General features: G+C 72.6%; 18 protein-coding genes. 7 read left to right on the top strand and 11 right to left on the bottom strand.

What is annotated here, in order from left to right; genetic code table 11:
- The first annotated feature begins 89 nt into the window (after positions 1-89).
- Both OG470_RS08740 and OG470_RS08735 read left to right on the top strand, forming a co-directional pair.
- The gene (locus OG470_RS08740) at positions 90-2,165 is read left to right on the top strand and encodes a SpoIIE family protein phosphatase (RefSeq protein ID WP_328422514.1); all 2,076 of its coding nucleotides are present in this window, start codon (positions 90-92) and stop codon (positions 2,163-2,165) included.
- A gap of 48 nt (positions 2,166-2,213) precedes the next feature.
- Positions 2,214-2,645, top strand: coding sequence for a hypothetical protein (locus OG470_RS08735; protein ID WP_328422513.1), 432 nt, complete (start codon positions 2,214-2,216; stop codon positions 2,643-2,645).
- 36 nt (positions 2,646-2,681) lie between these two features.
- Here the strand turns inward: OG470_RS08735 and OG470_RS08730 are convergent, their stop codons facing one another.
- Positions 2,682-4,040, bottom strand: coding sequence for an FAD-binding oxidoreductase (locus tag OG470_RS08730; RefSeq protein ID WP_328422511.1), 1,359 nt, complete (start codon positions 4,038-4,040; stop codon positions 2,682-2,684).
- 96 nt (positions 4,041-4,136) lie between these two features.
- Here OG470_RS08730 and OG470_RS08725 point away from each other — a divergent pair, with 96 nt between their 5' ends.
- Together OG470_RS08725 and OG470_RS08720 are read left to right on the top strand one after the other, a co-directional pair.
- A complete protein-coding gene (locus tag OG470_RS08725) occupies positions 4,137-6,233 on the top strand; it encodes a S9 family peptidase (protein WP_328422509.1) in 2,097 nt (698 codons plus the stop codon).
- 206 nt (positions 6,234-6,439) lie between these two features.
- On the top strand, positions 6,440-6,592 hold the full coding sequence (locus OG470_RS08720; RefSeq protein ID WP_328422507.1) for a hypothetical protein: 153 nt from the start codon (positions 6,440-6,442) through the stop codon (positions 6,590-6,592).
- Between the two features lie 75 nt (positions 6,593-6,667).
- Here the strand turns inward: OG470_RS08720 and OG470_RS08715 are convergent, their stop codons facing one another.
- From OG470_RS08715 to OG470_RS08705, 3 genes are all read right to left on the bottom strand, one after another.
- Entirely contained in the window at positions 6,668-8,791 is a 2,124-nt protein-coding gene (locus tag OG470_RS08715) for a bifunctional polysaccharide deacetylase/glycosyltransferase family 2 protein (protein ID WP_328422505.1), read from the bottom strand.
- Positions 8,791-9,222 carry a hypothetical protein gene (locus OG470_RS08710; RefSeq protein WP_328422503.1) on the bottom strand — a complete coding sequence of 144 codons (432 nt, stop codon included), beginning with the start codon at positions 9,220-9,222 and terminating at the stop codon, positions 8,791-8,793. The genes OG470_RS08715 and OG470_RS08710 overlap by 1 nt, the downstream gene beginning before the upstream one ends.
- Before the next feature lie 114 nt (positions 9,223-9,336).
- Complete coding sequence (locus OG470_RS08705; protein ID WP_328422501.1) at positions 9,337-9,492, bottom strand: hypothetical protein; 156 nt, start codon at positions 9,490-9,492, stop codon at positions 9,337-9,339.
- Between the two features lie 83 nt (positions 9,493-9,575).
- Here OG470_RS08705 and OG470_RS08700 point away from each other — a divergent pair, with 83 nt between their 5' ends.
- Positions 9,576-9,758 (top strand): hypothetical protein, encoded by a 183-nt coding sequence (locus OG470_RS08700; protein ID WP_328422499.1) that lies wholly within the window; start codon positions 9,576-9,578, stop codon positions 9,756-9,758.
- Between the two features lie 642 nt (positions 9,759-10,400).
- Here the strand turns inward: OG470_RS08700 and OG470_RS08695 are convergent.
- Complete coding sequence (locus tag OG470_RS08695) at positions 10,401-10,979, bottom strand: TIGR03086 family metal-binding protein (RefSeq protein ID WP_328422497.1); 579 nt, start codon at positions 10,977-10,979, stop codon at positions 10,401-10,403.
- Between the two features lie 31 nt (positions 10,980-11,010).
- Here OG470_RS08695 and OG470_RS08690 point away from each other — a divergent pair, with 31 nt between their 5' ends.
- Entirely contained in the window at positions 11,011-11,814 is an 804-nt protein-coding gene (locus OG470_RS08690) for an AraC family transcriptional regulator (protein ID WP_328422495.1), read from the top strand.
- Positions 11,815-11,862: 48 nt separating this feature from the next.
- Here OG470_RS08690 and OG470_RS08685 read toward each other — a convergent pair whose 3' ends face one another.
- The 6 genes from OG470_RS08685 to OG470_RS08660 are packed head-to-tail and all read right to left on the bottom strand — an operon-like array spanning position 11,863 to position 17,455.
- Entirely contained in the window at positions 11,863-13,398 is a 1,536-nt protein-coding gene (locus OG470_RS08685; RefSeq protein WP_328422493.1) for a SpoIIE family protein phosphatase, read from the bottom strand.
- A gap of 2 nt (positions 13,399-13,400) precedes the next feature.
- Positions 13,401-14,762: a sensor histidine kinase gene (locus OG470_RS08680; protein ID WP_328422491.1), complete on the bottom strand. Its 1,362-nt coding sequence runs from the start codon at positions 14,760-14,762 to the stop codon at positions 13,401-13,403.
- Complete coding sequence (locus OG470_RS08675; protein WP_328422489.1) at positions 14,759-15,772, bottom strand: SpoIIE family protein phosphatase; 1,014 nt, start codon at positions 15,770-15,772, stop codon at positions 14,759-14,761. The genes OG470_RS08680 and OG470_RS08675 overlap by 4 nt, the downstream gene beginning before the upstream one ends.
- Complete coding sequence (locus OG470_RS08670; protein ID WP_328422487.1) at positions 15,769-16,188, bottom strand: ATP-binding protein; 420 nt, start codon at positions 16,186-16,188, stop codon at positions 15,769-15,771. Before OG470_RS08670 ends, OG470_RS08675 begins: the two co-directional genes overlap by 4 nt.
- Positions 16,185-16,595, bottom strand: a complete 411-nt coding sequence (locus OG470_RS08665; protein WP_328422485.1) for an STAS domain-containing protein — start codon at positions 16,593-16,595, stop codon at positions 16,185-16,187. Before OG470_RS08665 ends, OG470_RS08670 begins: the two co-directional genes overlap by 4 nt.
- Entirely contained in the window at positions 16,595-17,455 is an 861-nt protein-coding gene (locus OG470_RS08660; RefSeq protein WP_328422483.1) for an STAS domain-containing protein, read from the bottom strand. The genes OG470_RS08665 and OG470_RS08660 overlap by 1 nt, the downstream gene beginning before the upstream one ends.
- Positions 17,456-17,620: 165 nt before the next feature.
- On the opposite strand from OG470_RS08660, the gene OG470_RS08655 reads away from it, so the two are divergent.
- Entirely contained in the window at positions 17,621-17,977 is a 357-nt protein-coding gene (locus tag OG470_RS08655; protein WP_328422481.1) for an STAS domain-containing protein, read from the top strand.
- Positions 17,978-17,989 lie beyond the last annotated feature (12 nt).

Genomic DNA, 17,989 nt, shown 5'->3' with positions numbered 1-17,989 from the left:
GGAGAGCGGAACGGGACCGGCTGGCGACCTGGCCCACGCGATGGTCGATCGGCTTGGCACCCGGCGGTGGGACGGTGGAGGATACGGGGGTGTCAGCCGAGGCGGGGCCCGCGACGGCCGGGGCCCGGAACGGGGCGGTCCGGCGTGTCCGCCTGCCCGCTGACCGTCGTACGCCGGCCGCTGCCCGAGCGGTGGTCCGCTCGGTGCTGACCGAGGCGGCCCTGGACGAGCTGGCCAACGAGGCGCTGCTGCTCACCACGGAGCTGACCACCAACGCCGTCGAGCACGCCGGCACCGAACTGGACATCGAGGTCGTCGCGGACGAGATCGGGCTGTCCGTGACCGTCTCCGACTTCGCGCCCGGTACGGGCGACGAGCTGACCGTCGGCACCCGCAACGACGCCACCGAGATCAACGAGGTCTCCGAGCGGGGTCGGGGCCTGCTGCTGGTCGACCACTTCGCCAGCCGCTGGGGCACCACGTACCTGCCCACCGGGAAGGGCGTCTGGTTCCGGCTGAACCGCCCCGGCGCCGACCCGCCGGCCGGGGCCAGCGCGGGCGGCGAGTCGATGCCGGCCAGTTCCGGCCCGGGGGCCGCCACCGACGGCTCCGCGCCGAGCGCCGGCGCGATGAGCGAACTCATGCAGACCGCCCCCGACATCTACGCGGACGACCCGCTGCCCGACTTCGCCAACAGCCTGCTCAGTCGGGTCGCCGAGATGGTGGGCGCGGCCGGCGGCATGATCCGTCTGGACCGGGGCGACGGGCAGGGTCGCCAGGTGCTGGCCCGCTTCGGCCGACAACCCCGCGACGACAGTGAACTGCTCCGGGTGCCGCTCACGGTGCACCGCCCGTACGCCGGGGAGCTGGAGCTGGACGCCGCACCCTCGGCGTACGCCCGGCCGCTGGCGGTGCTCACCGCCGAGCGGCTGTCGCTGCACCTGGAGAACGACCGGCTACGCCGGGCCGACGTCCGCCGGCAGGCGTGGCTGACCTTCCTGGCCGAGGCGAGCGAACTGCTGGCCCAGTCACTGGACGTCGAGCTGACCATGGCGCTGATCCCGCACCTGGTAGTGCCCCGTCTCGGCCAGTGGTGCGCGGTGCACACCACCGACGAGTGGGGCCGGCTCCGGTTGGCGGCGGCCAGCCACGCCGACGAGTCGGTGCTGCCGCAGTTGCACAAGGTGCTGGCCGAGACCGGCCCGGACTCGATCCAGGCCCGGCTGCGTGAGGCATCCCGCAGCGCGGCGCAGATTCCGCTCGGCGGGCCGATGGAGGGCTTCGCGGTCCCGTTGATCGCACGCGGGCAGCGGCTCGGCACCCTGGCCGTGGGGCGGCACCAGCGACACCGGCACGACCCGGACGAGGTGGCCGTGCTGGAGGACGTGGCCCGACGGGCCGCTCTGGCCATCGAGAACGCCCGCATCCACGCCGAGCGTCGCCGGGTGGCACAGACGCTCCAGCAGTCCCTGCTGCCGCCGGTGCTGCCACTGGTGGACGGGATCGGCTTCGCCGCCGAGTACGTCCCCACCGGCGACGACGCCGAGGTGGGCGGCGACTTCTACGACGTGCTGCCGCTGCCCGACGGGCGCTGGCTGGTGGTGATCGGGGACGTCTCGGGCAAGGGCGTCCAGGCAGCCGCGGTCACCGGGCTGGTCCGGGACGTCATCCGGGTGCTGGTCGGTGACGGCAAGCCGCTGCCGGAGGCGCTGGCCCGGCTCAACGAGACGCTGGTCGAGCGGGGCGGCGGCCGGTACTGCACCCTGGCACTGGCGGCGGTCGCCCAGGGCGACGGCGACCAGCTGGACGTTTCGCTGCACCTTGCCGGGCATGACCGGCCGGTGCTGCTGGCCGCTGCGGGTGGCGCCGGGTTCGTCGGCACCGGAGGCACCGCGCTGGGCCTGCTCGACACGATCACCTCGCCGACGGCGGAGATCACGCTCGCCCCGGGTGACTCCCTGATCTTCTACACCGACGGGGTGACCGAGCGGCGGCGCGGCCGGGAGCTGTTCGGCACCGACCGGCTGCGTGACGCGGCGGCGCCACTGGGCGGGTACTCGGCCGACGTGGTGGCGGCCCGGCTGCGCGCCGCCGCGATCAACTTCTCGGTCGAGCCGCCCCGGGACGACATCGCCATCCTGGTCCTGCGCAACGACGCGCGCTGACCGCCGCTCGTCGCACCGGGTCCCGGTCGGCTCGGTAGATTGACGGTCATGTCCAGTGTCGCGCAGGCCACGCCGTACTCCCGGCCAGCGGTCCGGGCGCTGATCGCCGGGCAGTTGGCGACCGTCGGAGCGTTCCTCACGGTGCTGCTTCTTTACCTGGGCCGGATGGCAGCCGCCGGCGTCGGCCCGGCCGAGATGCTGACCGGCGCGTACGACCCCAAGGAGCTGATCCCGTTCGGGATGCACGGTGCGAACCCGTTCCTCTGGCTCTACGCCGTGGTGGGGATGCTCTACCTGGTGGGCGCAGTGCTTGGGCTGCCGCTGGCAATCGTCGCGGTGGCCGTCGCCGCGCGGGAACGGGACGCCCTGCCCCGGGTGACCCGGACGCTGCTGCTGGCCGGTGCGGCTGTCACGTTGCTGGTGCTGGTGGCCCGGTTCACCCCGCCGCTGCTGGACATGCACCGGTGGTGGCTGGACTGACCGAGCACCGGTAGCGGTGGCGGTGGCGGAGCCCCGTCACAGGCCGCCGGGGAGGCGGCCGGGGGCGAGTCGATGCTCCGGGTCGAGGTGCTCCTTGGCGGACCGCAGCCGGGCCAGGCCGGCCAGCTCACCCCAGAGGTCAACGGCCTGCCGCACCGGCGCGGGGGCGGAGACCACCACGCAGCGGCCCTGCCGGGCCAGCAGGACCCCCCGGACGGCGGCCAGGATGGATGCCACCCGGTCGGGGGGCAGTGCGCCGGGCAGCGCCGCGTGCACCACGCCCAGCCCGGCGGAACCCCGCACCGGCACCGGGGTGCCGGCCGCGTCGCGCAGCGCGTAGACAGCGGCGTGCAGGTCGCTGATCGGCACCTCCAGGCGTAGCGCCGTGTCGCCGGGTGCGAACGGGTAGCGGCGCCACCACGGCGGCGCGGAGTGCGTGACGGTGGCCTCCCCGTGCAGCATGCCGACCAGGCGCTCGGCCCGCTCCGTGACGTCGGCCGGACCGCCCTCCAGCAGCACCACCAGGCTGCCCGCCCGGGACGGGGCGCTGGCCCGCCCGGACATCGAGGGGTGGCGCTCCCGGGCGGTGGCGGCCGGGTGGCCGGACGGGTACGGCGAGCGGGGCCGGGGCGCTCCGGCCGGCAGATCGAGCTCGATGGCCGCCGGCTCCAGCCGGGCAGCGAGGATCGCCCGGACCAGGTCGTGCACCTCCAGCGGCGTCCACACCGGCCGGGACACCCAGAGCCGACTGGCCGGCACCGACTGCACCCGCATGCTCGCCGAGACCAGCACACCGAGCGCGCCCTGCGAGCCGCAGAGCAGCCGCGCCAGGTCGAGCCCGGGCGCGCCGCCGCCGGCGCTGACCAGCTCGCCGTCGGCGCCCAGGTAGCGGACGCCGAGGAGCTGGTCGCACGGGCTGCCGTGGCGGTGCCGCAGAGGGCCCGCCTCACCGGCGGCGAGCACCCCGCCCAGGGTCGCGCCCGGCGACGGGGCGTCCATGGCCAGCCGCTGCCCGGTGCGCTCCAGCGTGGCCTGCACCGCTCGCAGCGGGGTGCCGGCGCCCACCTCGGCCACCGGCGCGCCGACCGGCTCGTGACCGATGCCGGCCAGCCGACCGGTATCGAGCATGATGTCGACCTGCACGGGGGTGGCACCCCAGTCGATCTTCGTGCCGGCACCGCGCGGGACCACCGCCAGGTCGTGCGCGGCGGCCAGCCGCAGCACCTCGGCCGCGGCGTGCGGACCACCCGGCACCGCCACCCAGCGGGCCGGCCGCCCGGCCACCTCGTCGGCCGGCCCGGCGAGCCGGGCGAACGGCGGACCGCAGATCGCCGTCAACCGCCGGGTGATCTCGAGGGCTCCGGACCGGCCGAGGGAACTCGCTGCTGCCGCCATGCCGGTCATCGTACATGTGTTCGAATGGCGTGGTGGCGACTATCGGGATGCCGCTGGTCCGGCGCGCGGAGCGGGCCGGCCGGTAACGTGGCCGCCGTGACCACCGAGACTGCCCCGCCCGCGGCGAAGCGGGTGCCCACCGAGCGCACCCACCACGGCGACACCGTCGTCGACGAGTACGCCTGGCTCGCCGCCAAGGACGACCCGGAGACGATCGCCTACCTGACCGCGGAGAACGCGTACACCGAGGAGCGCACAGCGCACCTGGCCGAGTTGCGCGCGGACCTGTTCGAGGAGACCCGCCGGCGCACCCGGGAGACCGACCTGTCCGTGCCGACCCGCAAGGGCGGGCACTGGTACTACACCCGGACGGTGGAGGGGCAGCAGTACGGGGTGCACTGCCGGCGCGCGGTCCGCGACTCCGAGACCGACCCGCCGCTCAGCGCGGACGGCGCCCCGCTGGACGGCGAGGAGGTGCTGCTCGACGGCAACCTGCTGGCCGAGGGGCACGACTTCTTCTCGCTGGGTGCCTTCGACGTCAGCCCCGACGGGCGTTGGCTGGCCTACTCCACCGACTTCTCCGGCGACGAGCGGTTCACCCTGCGGGTGAAGGACCTGACCACCGGCGAGTTGCTGCCGGACGAGGTGCCGGACACCTTCTACGGCACCGCCTGGTCGGCCGACGCCTCGGTGCTGTTCTACGTGACGGTCGACGACGCCTGGCGGCCGAACCGGGTCTGGCGGCACACCGTCGGCTCGGCCGCGGCCGATGACGTGGTGGTCCACCAGGAGGACGACGAGCGGTTCTGGGTGGGCGTGGAGCTGACCCGGTCGGAGAAGTTCATCCTGATCGACATCCACAGCAAGGTCACCAGCGAGGTGCTGGTGGTCACGGCCGGCAACCCGACCGGCGCGCCGGCCGTGATCGCGCCTCGGCGGCAGGGCGTCGAGTACACGGTGGAGCACCACGGCCACCGCTTCCTGATCCTGCACAACGACGGCGCGGAGGACTTCGCGCTGGCGTTCACCTCGGCCGACACGCCGGGCGACTGGGTGCCGCTGATCGAGCACAGCCCCGGCACCCGCCTGGAGGCGGTGGACGCCTTCGCGAACCACCTGGTGGTGTCGCTGCGCACCGACGGGCTCACCGGGCTGCGGGTGCTGCCGATCGGCGGCGGCGACGAGTACGACATCGACTTCCCCGAGCCGCTGTACAGCGTCGGGCTGGACGCCAACCCGGAGTACCGCACCGGGCAGGTCCGGCTGCGCTACTCCTCGCTGGTCACCCCCGACTCGGTGTACGACTACGACCTGGTCACCCGGCAGATGGTGCTGCGCAAGCAGAAGCCGGTGCTGCCCGGGCCGGACGGGCGGCCGTACGACCCGGCCGAGTACGAGCAGCACCGCGACTGGGCACTCGCCGATGACGGCACCCGGGTGCCGATCTCGCTGGTCTGCCGGGTCGGCACTCCCCGGGACGGCTCGGCCCCCTGCGAGCTGTACGGCTACGGCTCGTACGAGGCCAGCATGGACCCGTGGTTCTCAGTGGCCCGGCTGTCCCTGCTGGACCGGGGCGTGGTCTTCGCGGTGGCGCACATCCGAGGCGGCGGTGAGCTGGGCCGGCGCTGGTACGACCAGGGCAAGATGCTGGCCAAGAAGAACACCTTCACCGACTTCGTCTCCTGCGCCCGGCACCTGGTCAAGGCCGGTTGGACGGCCAGCGACCGACTGGTCGCCCGGGGCGCCTCGGCCGGTGGCCTGCTGATGGGCGCGGTGGCCAACCTCGCCCCGGACGCGTTCAGCGGGATCGTCGCGCAGGTGCCGTTCGTGGACGCGCTCACCTCGATCCTCGACCCGTCGCTGCCGCTGACCGTCACCGAGTGGGAGGAGTGGGGCAACCCGCTGGAGGACCCCGAGGTGTACGCGTACATGAAGTCCTACACGCCGTACGAGAACGTGGCGTCGGTGGACTACCCGGCGATCCTCGCCGTGACCAGCCTCAACGACACCCGGGTGCTCTACTCGGAGCCGGCGAAGTGGATCGCCCGGCTGCGGGCGGTCGCCCCGACCGGCGACTACCTGCTCAAGACGGAGATGGGCGCCGGTCACGGCGGTCCGAGCGGTCGCTACGACGCCTGGCGCGAGGAGGCGTTCATCAACGCCTGGATCGTGGACCGCCTCAACCGCGCCTGACGGTCGAGCCTCCCGGTGCCCACCGGGATGATCGCGCTACAACCTGGAAGTAGTGGCCTTGGCTTCCCGTCGAGGCCACTACTTCCAGGACATTGCCCGGTCGCCGGGCAGCTCCGCGCAGCGAATGACGGTCGGCCGGGCGGCGGTGCCGCCTAGACTTCCGGAGTGATCGGGGGGCGGCGTTGACCGGCGACGACGAGGACGGCTTGACGCCCGAAGCGGCACCGACCGCGGCCCGGCGCGCATCCGCCTGGATGATCCTCGCGGTGGTGGCCGCCGCCCTGCTCGTGTGCTGCTGCTCCGCCGCCGTCGGCCTGCTGATCTCCTGGTCCGCCGGCCTCTTCCACCCCCTGACCTGACCGATCGCCGTGCGTCCCCGACCCGCCGGTCCCACCTGAGCGGCCCAGTCAGCCGGTGCCGCCTGAGCGGCCCAGTCAGCCGCGGCCGGCGCCGACCAGGGCGGCGGCCTCGCCGGTACGCACCATCCGCTGCCAGCGCAGCCGCTTGCCGATCAGCGCGGTGACCACCGACTGCACCACCACCAGGTACATCAGCTGCCGGTAGACCAGCTGCTGGAACGGCAGCGCCCACAGTGGCCCGTACCGCTCCCCGTCGAGGTGCAGCGCGTAGCCGGCGGTGGCCGCCTGGAGTAGCAGCAGCCCGGCCCAGGCGATGGCGAGGGTCGACCAGGGCAGGAACAGCAGACCGTAGACGGCGAACACGTCGACCGCCGGCGCGGCCAGCGGCAGCACGATCTGGAACACCGTGAGGTACGGCAGCCCACGCCGGCCGAGCTTCCCGCCTGCACCTGACTCGCGCAGCGCGTGCCGGTGCTTCCACATCGCCTGCATGGTGCCGTAGCACCAGCGGTAGCGCTGCCGCCAGAGCTGACGCAGCGACGAGGGGGCCTCGGTCCAGGCGATGGCCGACTCCTCGTAGACCACCCGCCACCCGGCCCTGAGCACCTTCATGGTCAGGTCGGTGTCCTCGGCCAGCGTGTCCGCCGGCACCCCGCCCACCCGCAGAAGCACCTCGCGGCGGAACGCGCCGATCGCGCCGGGGATGGTTGGCATGCACTCCAGTACGTCATACATCCGCCGGTCGAGGTTGAAGCCGATCACGTACTCCAGGTGCTGCCACCGGCCGAGCAGTCGGCGTCGGTTGGCGACCTTGGTATTACCGCTGATCGCGCCGACTGACGGGTCGGCGAAGCCCTGCACCAGCCGGTGCACGGTGTCCGGCTGGAACACGGTGTCCCCGTCCACCAGCACCAGCAGGTTCGCCCGAGCGGCCCGGATGCCGGTGTTCAGCGCCGCCGGCTTACCGGCGTTGGCCTGCCGGATCACGCGTACCCCGCGTAGCCGCATCCGCTCCACGATGTCGGCGGTGCCGTCGTCCGACCCGTCGTCCACCACGATCACTTCCAGCGCCGGATATGCGCTGGCCACCAGGGAACGGACCGTGGCCGCGATGTTCGCCGCCTCGTTGTACGCCGGCACGATCACCGACACCGGGGCGCGTACCTCGGGCCCGTCCCGCCGGGGCCGGCGGACCCGGCGCACGTGCCGGTGGGCACAGAACACCTGCACCGCCAGACGCACCACGCCGAGCACGAGGGCGACGGCGAGCAGCAGGTTCATCGCCCCGGCCGACCAGCGTGCGCCGGTCTGGGTCCAGCGCAGCGCGGCGCCGCTCAACCGGGTGCCAACGCCCGCCGGGACCATCGACGGCGAGGCGTCGATGCCGCTGGAGACGGTGGTGAACCGGTAGCCCTGACCGGTCAGGGCGGGCAGCAGCCGGTCCAGCGCGGCCACCGTCTGCGCCCGGTCACCGCCGCCGTCGTGCATCAGCACCACGGCGCCCCGCCCTTGCGTCGGGGTGGCCGCCTGCACGATCTTGTCGACGCCGGGGCGCTGCCAGTCCCTGGTGTCCCGGTCGGCGAGCACCGCGACGTGCCCGGCCCCGGCGGCGGCGCGCAGCGCGGCGTACTCGGGTCCGGTCAGCGCCGTCGGCACCGAGGAGAACGGTGGCCGGAGCAGGGTGACCTCCTGGCCGGTGGCCGCGGCGATCGCCTTGCGGGTCAGCGAGAGTTCGAGGTCACGCCGCCACGGCGGTACGGCGGCGATATCGGCGTGGGTGAAGGTGTGCGACCCGATCTCGTGGCCCTCGGCGAGGATCCGCCGGACCAGCTCCGGGTGTTCGTTGACCCGGGCCCCGACCACGAAGAAGGTGGCGTGCGCGCCATGCCGACGCAGCACGTCGAGCACCTGCGGGGTCCAGCGCGGATCCGGTCCGTCGTCGAAGGTCAGCGCGATGGTCCGGTCCGGCACGGCCCGGCTGACCGGCTCGGCCCGATCCAGCCGCAGCACCGGGCCGCCCGAGCCGACCTGGGCCGGTACGCCAGCGTCGGGACTGTCGGCCGCGGGGATGCCGGAGCCACCGGCCATGCCGGTCACCAGGCCGTTGACGGTGAGCGCCGCGAGCAGCAGGAGCAGCCCGAGGAGGAGCAGGAGCCAGTGCGCCCGCGGATCGCGCCGGGCCACGTGTCGCGCCGTCATCACTGCGGCTTACCGGGTGACCTGCTCGGCTTCGCGGTGTTGCGGTGCTGGTCGCCCCGGCCCGGCTGCTCCGTGGCGGACGGCGCCACGGTGGCCGTGGTAGGCGGGCCGGAGCGCCGGGCGCCGGTGGTCGGGGCTGGGCTGGGCAGTGGCACAGACGTGCTGGTCGCCGGGGAGGACGAGGGCGACGGCGTGTCGGCCAACCGTGACTGGTTGATCCCGTCCACGCCGGCCTCCACCGGGGGCACCCGAGGGTCGTCGGACCAGCCCGGCAGCGGCACCGAGGTGTCCAGGAAGAGCCCGGCGGCGATCAGCCCGAGGCTGGTGAGCAGGCCGAGACCCATCGCGGTTCCGGCGATGACGGTCAGCCGACGACGGCGCCCCGTCGCGTCGACGAACACCGGCGGAGCACCGCCCGGTTGGTTGTGCATCTAGCGAGCTCCCGCCATCACCGCGCCGGGAACCATCCGGTCCGGCGCCGGGGACCCGATGGTCCGGGTCTCCGGTGCAGATAGCGGCACCGCCATCAACGGCGTTACATCGACTCAGGCCGGGCGCAGCTCCTCCACCGCCGTACTGACCTGCAGGAAGAGCAGGCCGACACCGACCGTCACCAGCACCGCCGCCAACGCGCCGGCACCGAGCCAGGCCAACTGCTCCAGCGGTACCTCCAGGGCCCGCTCGACCGACGGCGTCTGCACGAGGCGGGTGTACTGAGCACGAGTGGCCGGATCATCGCAGAGCGGCGCCCCGGCATCGCAGATCTCCATCGACGACCCGCCCGGTGCATGACACCGACGAGGACCGGGACGGGTCGGAGACCGATGCGCCGCCGGGAGCGGCCAGGCGCGCGTCCGCCTGGATGATCCTCGCGGTGGTGGTCGGTGCCCTGCTCGTCTGCTGCTGCTCCGCCGCCGTCGGTCTGCTGATCGCCTGGTCCGCCGGCCTGTTCCACGCACCGAACTGACCGTCGGTCGTCGTTTTCCTGTCCGGTTTCATTGCGCTAGCAGCACGGATTCCAGAGATCGGTGAATCCTCAATTGCAGCCAGCATTCACTGCTGATTGCAGGACGCGGGCATTATTGCCAATGCGCACGGGCGTCGGACAGGTAGCGTCCGACGCCCGGCATCCGAGGATCGGACTATCGCGTCTGCCACGTCGCATTGAAAGCGACGTGCCCGTTGTCGCACTTGGCGAAAGACGACCAGGTCCCCACGCCCATCCAGGCGCCGTAACGGTCGTAGTCCGGGGCCCACGGCTTGTCACACCGCGTCTTTGCCCGGAACTCTCCGGTGCCGCCGCTGCAGTATGCGCCGGAGCCGTAACCGACGGCGGTCGCCGAACAACCGGTCGGTGCGGCCTGGGCGGCCCCTGACACGCCTACGAGAACCGATGCCGTGGCGACCGCCGCAAGCAAGAAAGCCCGCTTCTTCATCGCACCTTACCCCCGCAATTGAGACCTCTATCCCGAGCGATCATGGGAATCTATCCCATCGACGGTTGTCAGTCAAGGCTGCTAATCGCGGACCAATGTCGACAAACGCGTCAAGATGCGCTCTGGCCCGGTCCCCGGGGGCCATCACACCCTGCTGACCGCCAGAGAATGGGTCACGGGGTGGAAGGCCAGGTCGAGTTGCGGCCGGTGTGGGCCAGGAGATGGTGCAGGTCCCGAGGGTCCTGGGTGGTCGGGGTCGGGGCCGGGTCGGCGAAGACGCCCATCTTGCGGGCGGTCGGCGCCAACTGTTCGACCAGCCCGTGCAGCTCGGCCACGGCTTCCGGAGCCGGCTGGTACGGCTGGTCGGTGGCGACGGCGAGATCCCAGCCGTGCACGGTCAGATCCAGCAGCGCCATGCCGCCGATGACGGTCTGCGGCATGCCCATGCCCGGCGACACACCCTCCAGGGTGGATGGGTCCGCCCAGGCGGCGATCAGCCGGCCGGTCTCCGTCTCGAACCGGTCCCGCCAGCCGTCGGCCAGGTGGTCGGGCTTGTCGGACCACTCCACGTCCCGCTTCTCGGCCAGGTCCTGGAAGTTCACCACCACCTCGAACAGGTGGTTGAGCAGGTCGCGGACCGTGTAGTCGCGGCACGGTGTGGGCAGGTCGAGCTGGTCGTCGGCGATGCCGCGCACCACGTCGACGGTTCGCGGCGCGGCTGCCGCCAGCAGATCGCTAGTCTGTGTGGTCATAGGGCCAGCGTATGAGGGTGGTCTTGAAAAAATGCGACAGCGACCGCGTGGCGACAGCCGGGGAATTCTCGACCCGGGCCGGTTGCTGCGCGAGGTCCACTTCCGCCGGCACCTGCCGGCGGAGTCGCTGCGCGCCTGGGTCGAGCACTACTGGCTGATCGACTGGGCGTTGAGCGCACCGTTCGAGCAGCGGGTCGTGCCGCACCCGGCGGTGAACGTGGTCTTCCGACGCGACGGCAACGGTGACGGGCCGGAGACCGGCGAGGTGGCCGGGGTGGGCCGCCACCTCTTCCGGACCACGCTGGTCGGCACCGGCCGGGTCTGCGGGATCCAGTTCCGCCCGGGCGGCTTCCACCCGTTCTGGCGTCGACCGGTCGCCGAGTTGACCGGCCGCCGGCTGCCGTTGCCCACCGGCCGGTTGGCGCTGCCCGACGGTCGGGTGTGCGCGGTCACCGACGACGATCGCCGCCGCGCGCTGGACGCCCTGCTCACCACGTGGGCGCCCGAGCCGGACCCGGCGGCCGAGGAGGCCGTCCGGCTGGCCGAGGCGATCCGGACGGACCGGGCAGTCCTGCGGGTCGACGACTTCGCCGCGCGGCACGACGTCCCGGTCCGCCGGTTGCAGCGGCTCTTCACGGAGTACGTGGGGGTCGGCCCGAAGTGGGTGATCCGCCGCTACCGGCTCCAGGAGGCCGTCGAGCAGGCCGCCGGCGGGCCGCTGAACTGGGCGGGCCTCGCCGCCGACCTCGGCTACAGCGACCAGGCCCACCTGGTCCGCGACTTCACCGCCGTCGCGGGCGTGTCGCCCGCCGCGTACGCCCGATCGGTCCACTGAGGCCGGGACTGGCGGGCCCGCACCGCGACGAGCAGCTTCGGCGCCGGCTCAGCGGCGACGCAGCACGACCACGGCGACGTCGTCCTGGATCTCCGGTGGGGCCAGCTCCACCAGCAGTCGGGCGCAGAACTGGTCCAGGTCCTCGTCCACGGTGCCGGACAGCGCGGCGAGCGCGGCCAGCCCCTCGTCGATGGTGGCGTCCCGGCGCTCGATCAGCCCGTCGGTGTAGAACACCAGCGTGGCGCCGGCCGGCAGCACGAACTCCAGGTCGGCCGGGCGGGGTGCACGGACACCAAGCAGCGGTGCCAGATGCTGAACGAACTCCACCTTGCCGTCCAGGCTGAGCACCGGCGGCAGGTGACCGGCGCTGGCCAGCCGGACCCGCCCGGTAGGCGGGTGCAGCAGCAGCACGCAGAGTGTGGCGATCTCGGCCGGCAGCAGGGTCCGCATCAGCTCGTTGACCCGGTGCAGGATCTCGCCGGGCTGGTGCCCCTCGACCGCGTACGCCCGCACCGCGTGCCGCAGCTCGGCCATCACCGTCGCCGCGTGCAGCGAGTGGCCGGCGACGTCGCCGATCGCCAGCAGCAGGTGCCCGTCGAGCATGACCAGCTCGTAGAAGTCGCCGCCCACCTCGGTCTGTGCGCTGGCCGGCTCGTAGCGCACCGCGAGGTCCAGCCCGGCCACGTCGGGCAGCCGGCGCGGAAGCAGGCTGCGCTGGAGGGTGACCGCGATCCGGTGCTCCTCGTCGAACGAGCGCTGCGCCTCCACCGCCGCCGCCACCGCCTGGGCGAGCTGCACCAGCACCGGTGTCCGGGCGGTCTGGGTGGCGGTCGGGACCACCACGTACAACGGGGCCCTGTCCTCCCGCAGCCGGGCTGCGGCCACCGTCACCGAGCCCGCCGGCCACTCGATCAGCCCCCAGTTCGCCGGGTCCTCCACCCGGACCGTCGCGCCGGTCGGCACCCCGCTGTCGTCGACGACCCACGGCACCAGCGTGGCCCTGGTACCAGGCCCAGCGGCGATCCCGGCCAGGCAGTCGCCGTCGAACGTCTCGGCGACCACCGCCACCGGGCTCTTGAAGATCTGCGCGGCGCCCTCGGCGGCGGCCTCCAGCAGCCGGGCGAAGGTCGGCGCGGCGTACACCGCCACCGTCGTGTCGGCCAGCACGAGCAGCCGCTCGGCAAGCAGCTCGGCACGCTGCCGGGCCTGGTAGTAGCGCAGCACCGCCCGGGTGGTGGCGATCAGCTCTTCGGGCTCGATCGGCTCGGTCAGGTAGGCGTCCGCGCCCCGGGTCAGCCCCTGGGCGCGGTCGGCCACGTCCACAGCGTGCGCCGACACGTGGATCACCGGCATCGCCGGGTGCGCAGCCTTGACCCGTTCGCAGACCTCGTACCCGCTCAGGTCGGGCAGCCGGACGTCGAGCACCACCAGGTCGATCCGGTCCACCTCGACCCGGGCCAGCGCCTCTGCGCCGTTCTCCGCCTCGAGCACGGTGAACCCGGCCCGGGTCAGCCAGCTGACCAGCAGGTAGCGCTTGGTACGACTGTCATCGACCACCAGGATGGTCGCCGGCCCGCCGTCCACCGTCACGCTCCGCCCACGGGCAGGGAGACCGTGAACGTGCTGCCCCGGCCCGGCTCGCTGGTCAGCTCCAGCGTTCCACCGAGCAGCGTCACCAGCCGCCGGGCGTACGGCAGGCCGAGGCCGGTGCCGCCGACCCGGGTCGCCCCGGGCACCTGGTAGAACTCCTCGAAGATCCGTTCGTGCAGCTCGGGGGCGATGCCTGGGCCGGTGTCGCTGACCGAGATGATCCACCGGTCATCGCGTTGCACGGCCCGCAGCCGCACCTCGCCGCTCTCGGTGAACTTCAGCCCGTTGTGCAGCAGGTTGCGCAGCACCTGGCCGAGCAGCACCTCGTCGGTCCGCAACACGGCGCGCGCGGGCGGCTCCTCCACCACCAGCTCCACCTCGGGGCGGGTGGCCAGCGCGCGCAGCGTGCCGCGCAGTTGACCGAAGATCGGGCGCAGGTCCACCTCCGCCCAGTCCGGCTCGATCCGGCCGGACTCCGCCTTGGCCAGGTCCAGCAGTTCGTTGACCAGCCCGAGCAGGTCGGCCGCCGAGGACCGGATCAGATCGACCTGGCGGGCCTGCTCGGCGGTGAGCGGGTCGGAGGCGGAGTCGGAGAGCAGCCGCCCCAACCCGATGATCGCGGTGACCGGGGCGCGCAGCTCATGGCTCACGTTGGCCAGGAACCGGCTCTTGGACTCGCTTGCCGCCCGCAGTTGGGCCGACTTCTCGTCCAGCTCGGCGTAGAGGGCGACCACACCCCGGTTGGTCTCCTCCAGCTCCTCGGTGAGCTGGTTGTAGAGCGCCAGCACGCCGCGGTTGGTCTCGGCCAGCTCGTCGTTCAGCACGGCCAGGTCGTCGCGTTGGCTGCGTACCTCGTCGAGCGCCGCGATGAGCTGCCCGTTCTGGACGGTCAGCTCGTCCAGGGCGCTGGCCGGCGCGGTACGGCCGAGTTCGGCACGGAACTCGGCGAGCCGCTCCGGGGTGGGCGTCGGCGCGTTGGCCGGGACTCGTCGGGACATCCTCACGACCGTAACCCCCGCGACGGTCGACACGCCCAGTGTGTCGACCAGTCGGGACACCGCGCCGGACTGCGGCTCGTACCGGCCGTCCGGCAGCGGGGCCATCGGGGCCAAGTCGGCGCGGAGGTGGAACCGGCCGTCGGTGCCCGCATCGATGTGGAAGGAGACCTCCGCGCCCCCCACCGTCCGCAGCAGGTCCCGGGCCACCTCGCTGAGCGCGGTGGCGATCCGGATCTGGTCCTGGTGTTCCAGGCCGACCACCGCGGCCACCTCGCGGCCCCGCTGGCGGATCACGAAGATGTCCTGTTCGACTCGCAGCGCCATCTGCAGCAGCGGCAGCGCGGCCGGCTCCCCGGTCATGCCCAGGACCTCGCGACCAGCACGCAGGCGTCGTCGCGCCGTACTCCGGCGTCGCGCAGCAGGGTCGCCGCCATCACCAGCGGGGACCGTTCCGCGAGGCCCGGGTAGTCGGTCAACCGCCAGCGGTCGACCACTCCGTCGCTGTGCATGACGAGCCGGGCGCCCGGACCGAACGGGTAGTCGTATCCCCGGACCGTCGGCCGCTGGTGCCCGGCGATGCCGGGCAGCGACACCAGCCCTCGGCGCTTGCCGTCGCCCTCGACGACCACGCCGGCGATGTTGCCCAGCCCGGCGTAGTGCAGCACGCCGTCCTCCGGCACCAGCTCGGCGACCGCCAGCGCCGCGCCGCGGGTGTGCGACATGGTCCGGTGCAGGTGACTGACCACCGTTGCCGGTGGGCCGGCCGGGGCGTCACGGAACGCGGCCAGCGCAGCCTGGGTGGCCGCGGCGGCCAGCGGGCCGTGCCCCAGGCCGTCGCTGACCAGCACCTGGTGCCGCCCATCCGCGATCCGGACGGCGTATCCGTCGCCGCTGACCGTCTCACCGGTCAACGGCCGGGTGAGGGCGCCGGCCCAGGACGGTCGGGCCGGCTCGGCCTGCCAGACCTGCACGGCGAGGACGGTGCCCCGGCCGGGCAGCGAGTACGCGTCGAACCAGTTGGCCTGCCGGACGATGGCGCCCAGACCGATGCCGAGCGTGCCGGTGGTGGAGTGCCCGTCCTGGGACGAGGCTGTCAGGTCGGCCATGCCGGGCCCGGCGTCGATGGCCACCAGTTCCACGCCTGCTTCCCCGGCGCGGCGTACCGGCCGCAGGAGCAGAGCGCCTTCGTCGGCGTGCTTGACCAGGTTGCTGGTCAGCTCGGCGGCGACGATGGCCAGGTCGGCGATGCGCGGCTGGCCCAGCTCCACCTGCTCACCGAGGCGCTCGGCGGCACGCCGGACGGCGCTGGCCGCGCTGCTGGCCTCCACCCGGAACCAGATGCCGCTGTCGGTGACCGCGTCCCCGTTCACCGGGACCACTTGGTGACCGCGATGCGGGTGCCGGTCTCCGCGGACGTTTCGATCTGGAATTCGTCGACAAGTCGCCGGGCGCCGCTGAGCCCGAGCCCGAGGCCGCCGCCCGTGGTGTAGCCGTCCGTGAAGGCCATGTCGAGATCGGCGATGCCGGGCCCGGAGTCGGTGAAGACGATCTGGACGCCCCGGCGTCGCCCGTTGTCCACGGTGGTCACCTCCACCGTGCCGCCGCCGCCGTACACCAGGGTGTTGCGGGCCAGCTCGCTCGCCGCGGTGACCACCTTGGTCTGGTCGACCAGGGAGAGCTTGACGGCCACCGCCACGGCACGGACCAGCTGCCGGACGCGCACCACGTCCTCGTCACTCCGGATCGACTGCGCCTGCGGGTGGCCCAGGTCGATACCCATGGTCACAGCGTGGCCGTCTCGGCGTCCGGATCGTCGGCGAGCTGGTCATCGAGCTCGTCTGGACGCGCCGCCGCGATCAGCTCCATGCCGCGCTCGACGTTCAGAGCGGTACGGATGCCGTTCAGCGACAGCCCCAGTTCGACCAGGGTGATGGCGACGGCGGGGCGCATCCCGACCACCACCGTCTCCGCGTCGAGCACCTTGGAGATCGACGCGATGGTGGAGAGCATCCGCCCGACGAAGGAGTCGACGATGTCCAGCGCGGTGATGTCGATGATGACGCCGTGGCAGCCGGTGGCCACGATCCGCTCGGCGAGGTCCTCCTGGAGCGCGACCGCGGTCTGGTCGGACATGTCGAGCTGGATGGAGACGAGCAGGATGTCACCGATCTTGAGGATCGGCACCCGTTCCATCAGGCGTCCCGGCGTGACTGTCGGCGGGAGTTCTCCACACCGGTCAGCCGCAGCACGTGGCGCAGTGCGTCGGCGAGGCTCGCCTTGGTGGCGATGTCACCGAACTCGATGCCGAGCGCGACGATGGTCTGCGCGATCTGCGGGCGGATGCCGGAGATGATGCAGTCGGCGCCCATCAGCCGGGCGGCCACCACGGTCTTCAGGATGTGCTGGGCGACCTGGGTGTCCACCGCCGGGACGCCGGTGATGTCGATGATCGCGTACGGGGAGCTGGTGTCGACCAGGGTCTGCAGCAGCCGCTCCATCACCACCTGGGCCCGGGCCGAGTCCAGGGTGCCGACCAGCGGGACGGCGACCACGCCCTCCCAGAGCTTGACTACCGGCGTGGAGAGCTCGAGCAGCTGCTCGGCCTGGTCGGCGATCAGGCTCTCCCGGGTGCGTACGAAGCTCTCGAAGGTGAACAGGCCCAGCTCGTCGACCAGCCTGGAGAAGGCGACGTAGTCGTGCAGGGCCTTGTCGCCGCCGGCCTCCTGCACCAGGTCGGCCAGCACGTCCTTGAGCGCGAAGATGCTGATCGCGGTCTCGGTGGCGGAGAAGCCCTGCCGTGCCCGGCCACGGGACAGCTCGGAGAGCGTGGCGCGCAGTTCGGCGGCGTTCTCGGCGGACAGGTCGATGACGCCCTGCTCGCCGGTGCTGACGATGGCGTGGTGCAGGTCATGAACCTGTCGGCGCAGCTCCGCCTGGCTCAGCCGGCCGCGCAACGAACCGGCGACGATCTCGGTCCACCGCTGCGTGACCCGTTCGGCGTGCCCACCCAGCAACGCGGCGAGTCGATCACTTTCCTCGGCGCTCAACGCCATTGCGAAACCCCCCTCGACCTGGAACGGGCCGGACTCTATCACCGGAAACCGATCAACTACTTGCCACGTAGCAACGGAATGATGACGACCACCGGATCACGGCTCCCGATCTGTGTCGGACCCCGTCCGTGGGATACCGTTCCCCCGATAACAGGAGGTCTGCAAATGTCCTTGACGGTGCACACGGAACAGCGCGACGACGTGGTCGTCGTGTCGGTCGCGGGCGAGCTGGACATGGCGACCGCACCGCAGTTGCAGGACCAGATCACCGATCTGCTCGACAAGGGCCGCAACCGGCTGGTGTTCGACCTGGCGGATGTCTCGTTCTGCGACTCGACCGGTCTGTCGGTCTTCGTCCGCGCCAAGAACAGCTGCGACGAGGCTGGCGGCGTGGTGCGGCTGGCCGCACCGCAGCGAGGGGTGCTGCGCATCCTCGAGGTGAGCGGCCTGGTCGAGGTGCTGCACACCTATCCGACGGTGGAGCAGGCCGTCGCCGGCGACCCGACGCCGACCTCCTCCTAACCGCTGCCGCTC

Origin of the sequence: Micromonospora sp. NBC_00389, assembly GCF_036059255.1 — a bacterium.
GTDB lineage: Bacteria > Actinomycetota > Actinomycetes > Mycobacteriales > Micromonosporaceae > Micromonospora.
Note: the sequence above shows the minus strand (reverse complement) of the source record. Positions and strands in the feature narration are given on the sequence as shown.

Bases quoted from the DNA above. Each gene is read 5' to 3' on its own strand.
- OG470_RS08735 (WP_328422513.1), top strand. From the start codon at position 2,214: ATGTCCAGTGTCGCGCAGGCCACGCCGTACTCCCGGCCAGCGGTCCGG.
- OG470_RS08730 (WP_328422511.1), bottom strand. From the start codon at position 4,040: ATGGCGGCAGCAGCGAGTTCCCTCGGCCGGTCCGGAGCCCTCGAGATC.
- OG470_RS08715 (WP_328422505.1), bottom strand. From the start codon at position 8,791: ATGACGGCGCGACACGTGGCCCGGCGCGATCCGCGGGCGCACTGGCTC.
- OG470_RS08710 (WP_328422503.1), bottom strand. From the start codon at position 9,222: ATGCACAACCAACCGGGCGGTGCTCCGCCGGTGTTCGTCGACGCGACG.
- OG470_RS08695 (WP_328422497.1), bottom strand. From the start codon at position 10,979: ATGACCACACAGACTAGCGATCTGCTGGCGGCAGCCGCGCCGCGAACC.
- OG470_RS08690 (WP_328422495.1), top strand. From the start codon at position 11,011: ATGCGACAGCGACCGCGTGGCGACAGCCGGGGAATTCTCGACCCGGGC.
- OG470_RS08680 (WP_328422491.1), bottom strand. From the start codon at position 14,762: ATGACCGGGGAGCCGGCCGCGCTGCCGCTGCTGCAGATGGCGCTGCGA.
- OG470_RS08665 (WP_328422485.1), bottom strand. From the start codon at position 16,595: ATGGAACGGGTGCCGATCCTCAAGATCGGTGACATCCTGCTCGTCTCC.
- OG470_RS08660 (WP_328422483.1), bottom strand. From the start codon at position 17,455: ATGGCGTTGAGCGCCGAGGAAAGTGATCGACTCGCCGCGTTGCTGGGT.
- OG470_RS08655 (WP_328422481.1), top strand. From the start codon at position 17,621: ATGTCCTTGACGGTGCACACGGAACAGCGCGACGACGTGGTCGTCGTG.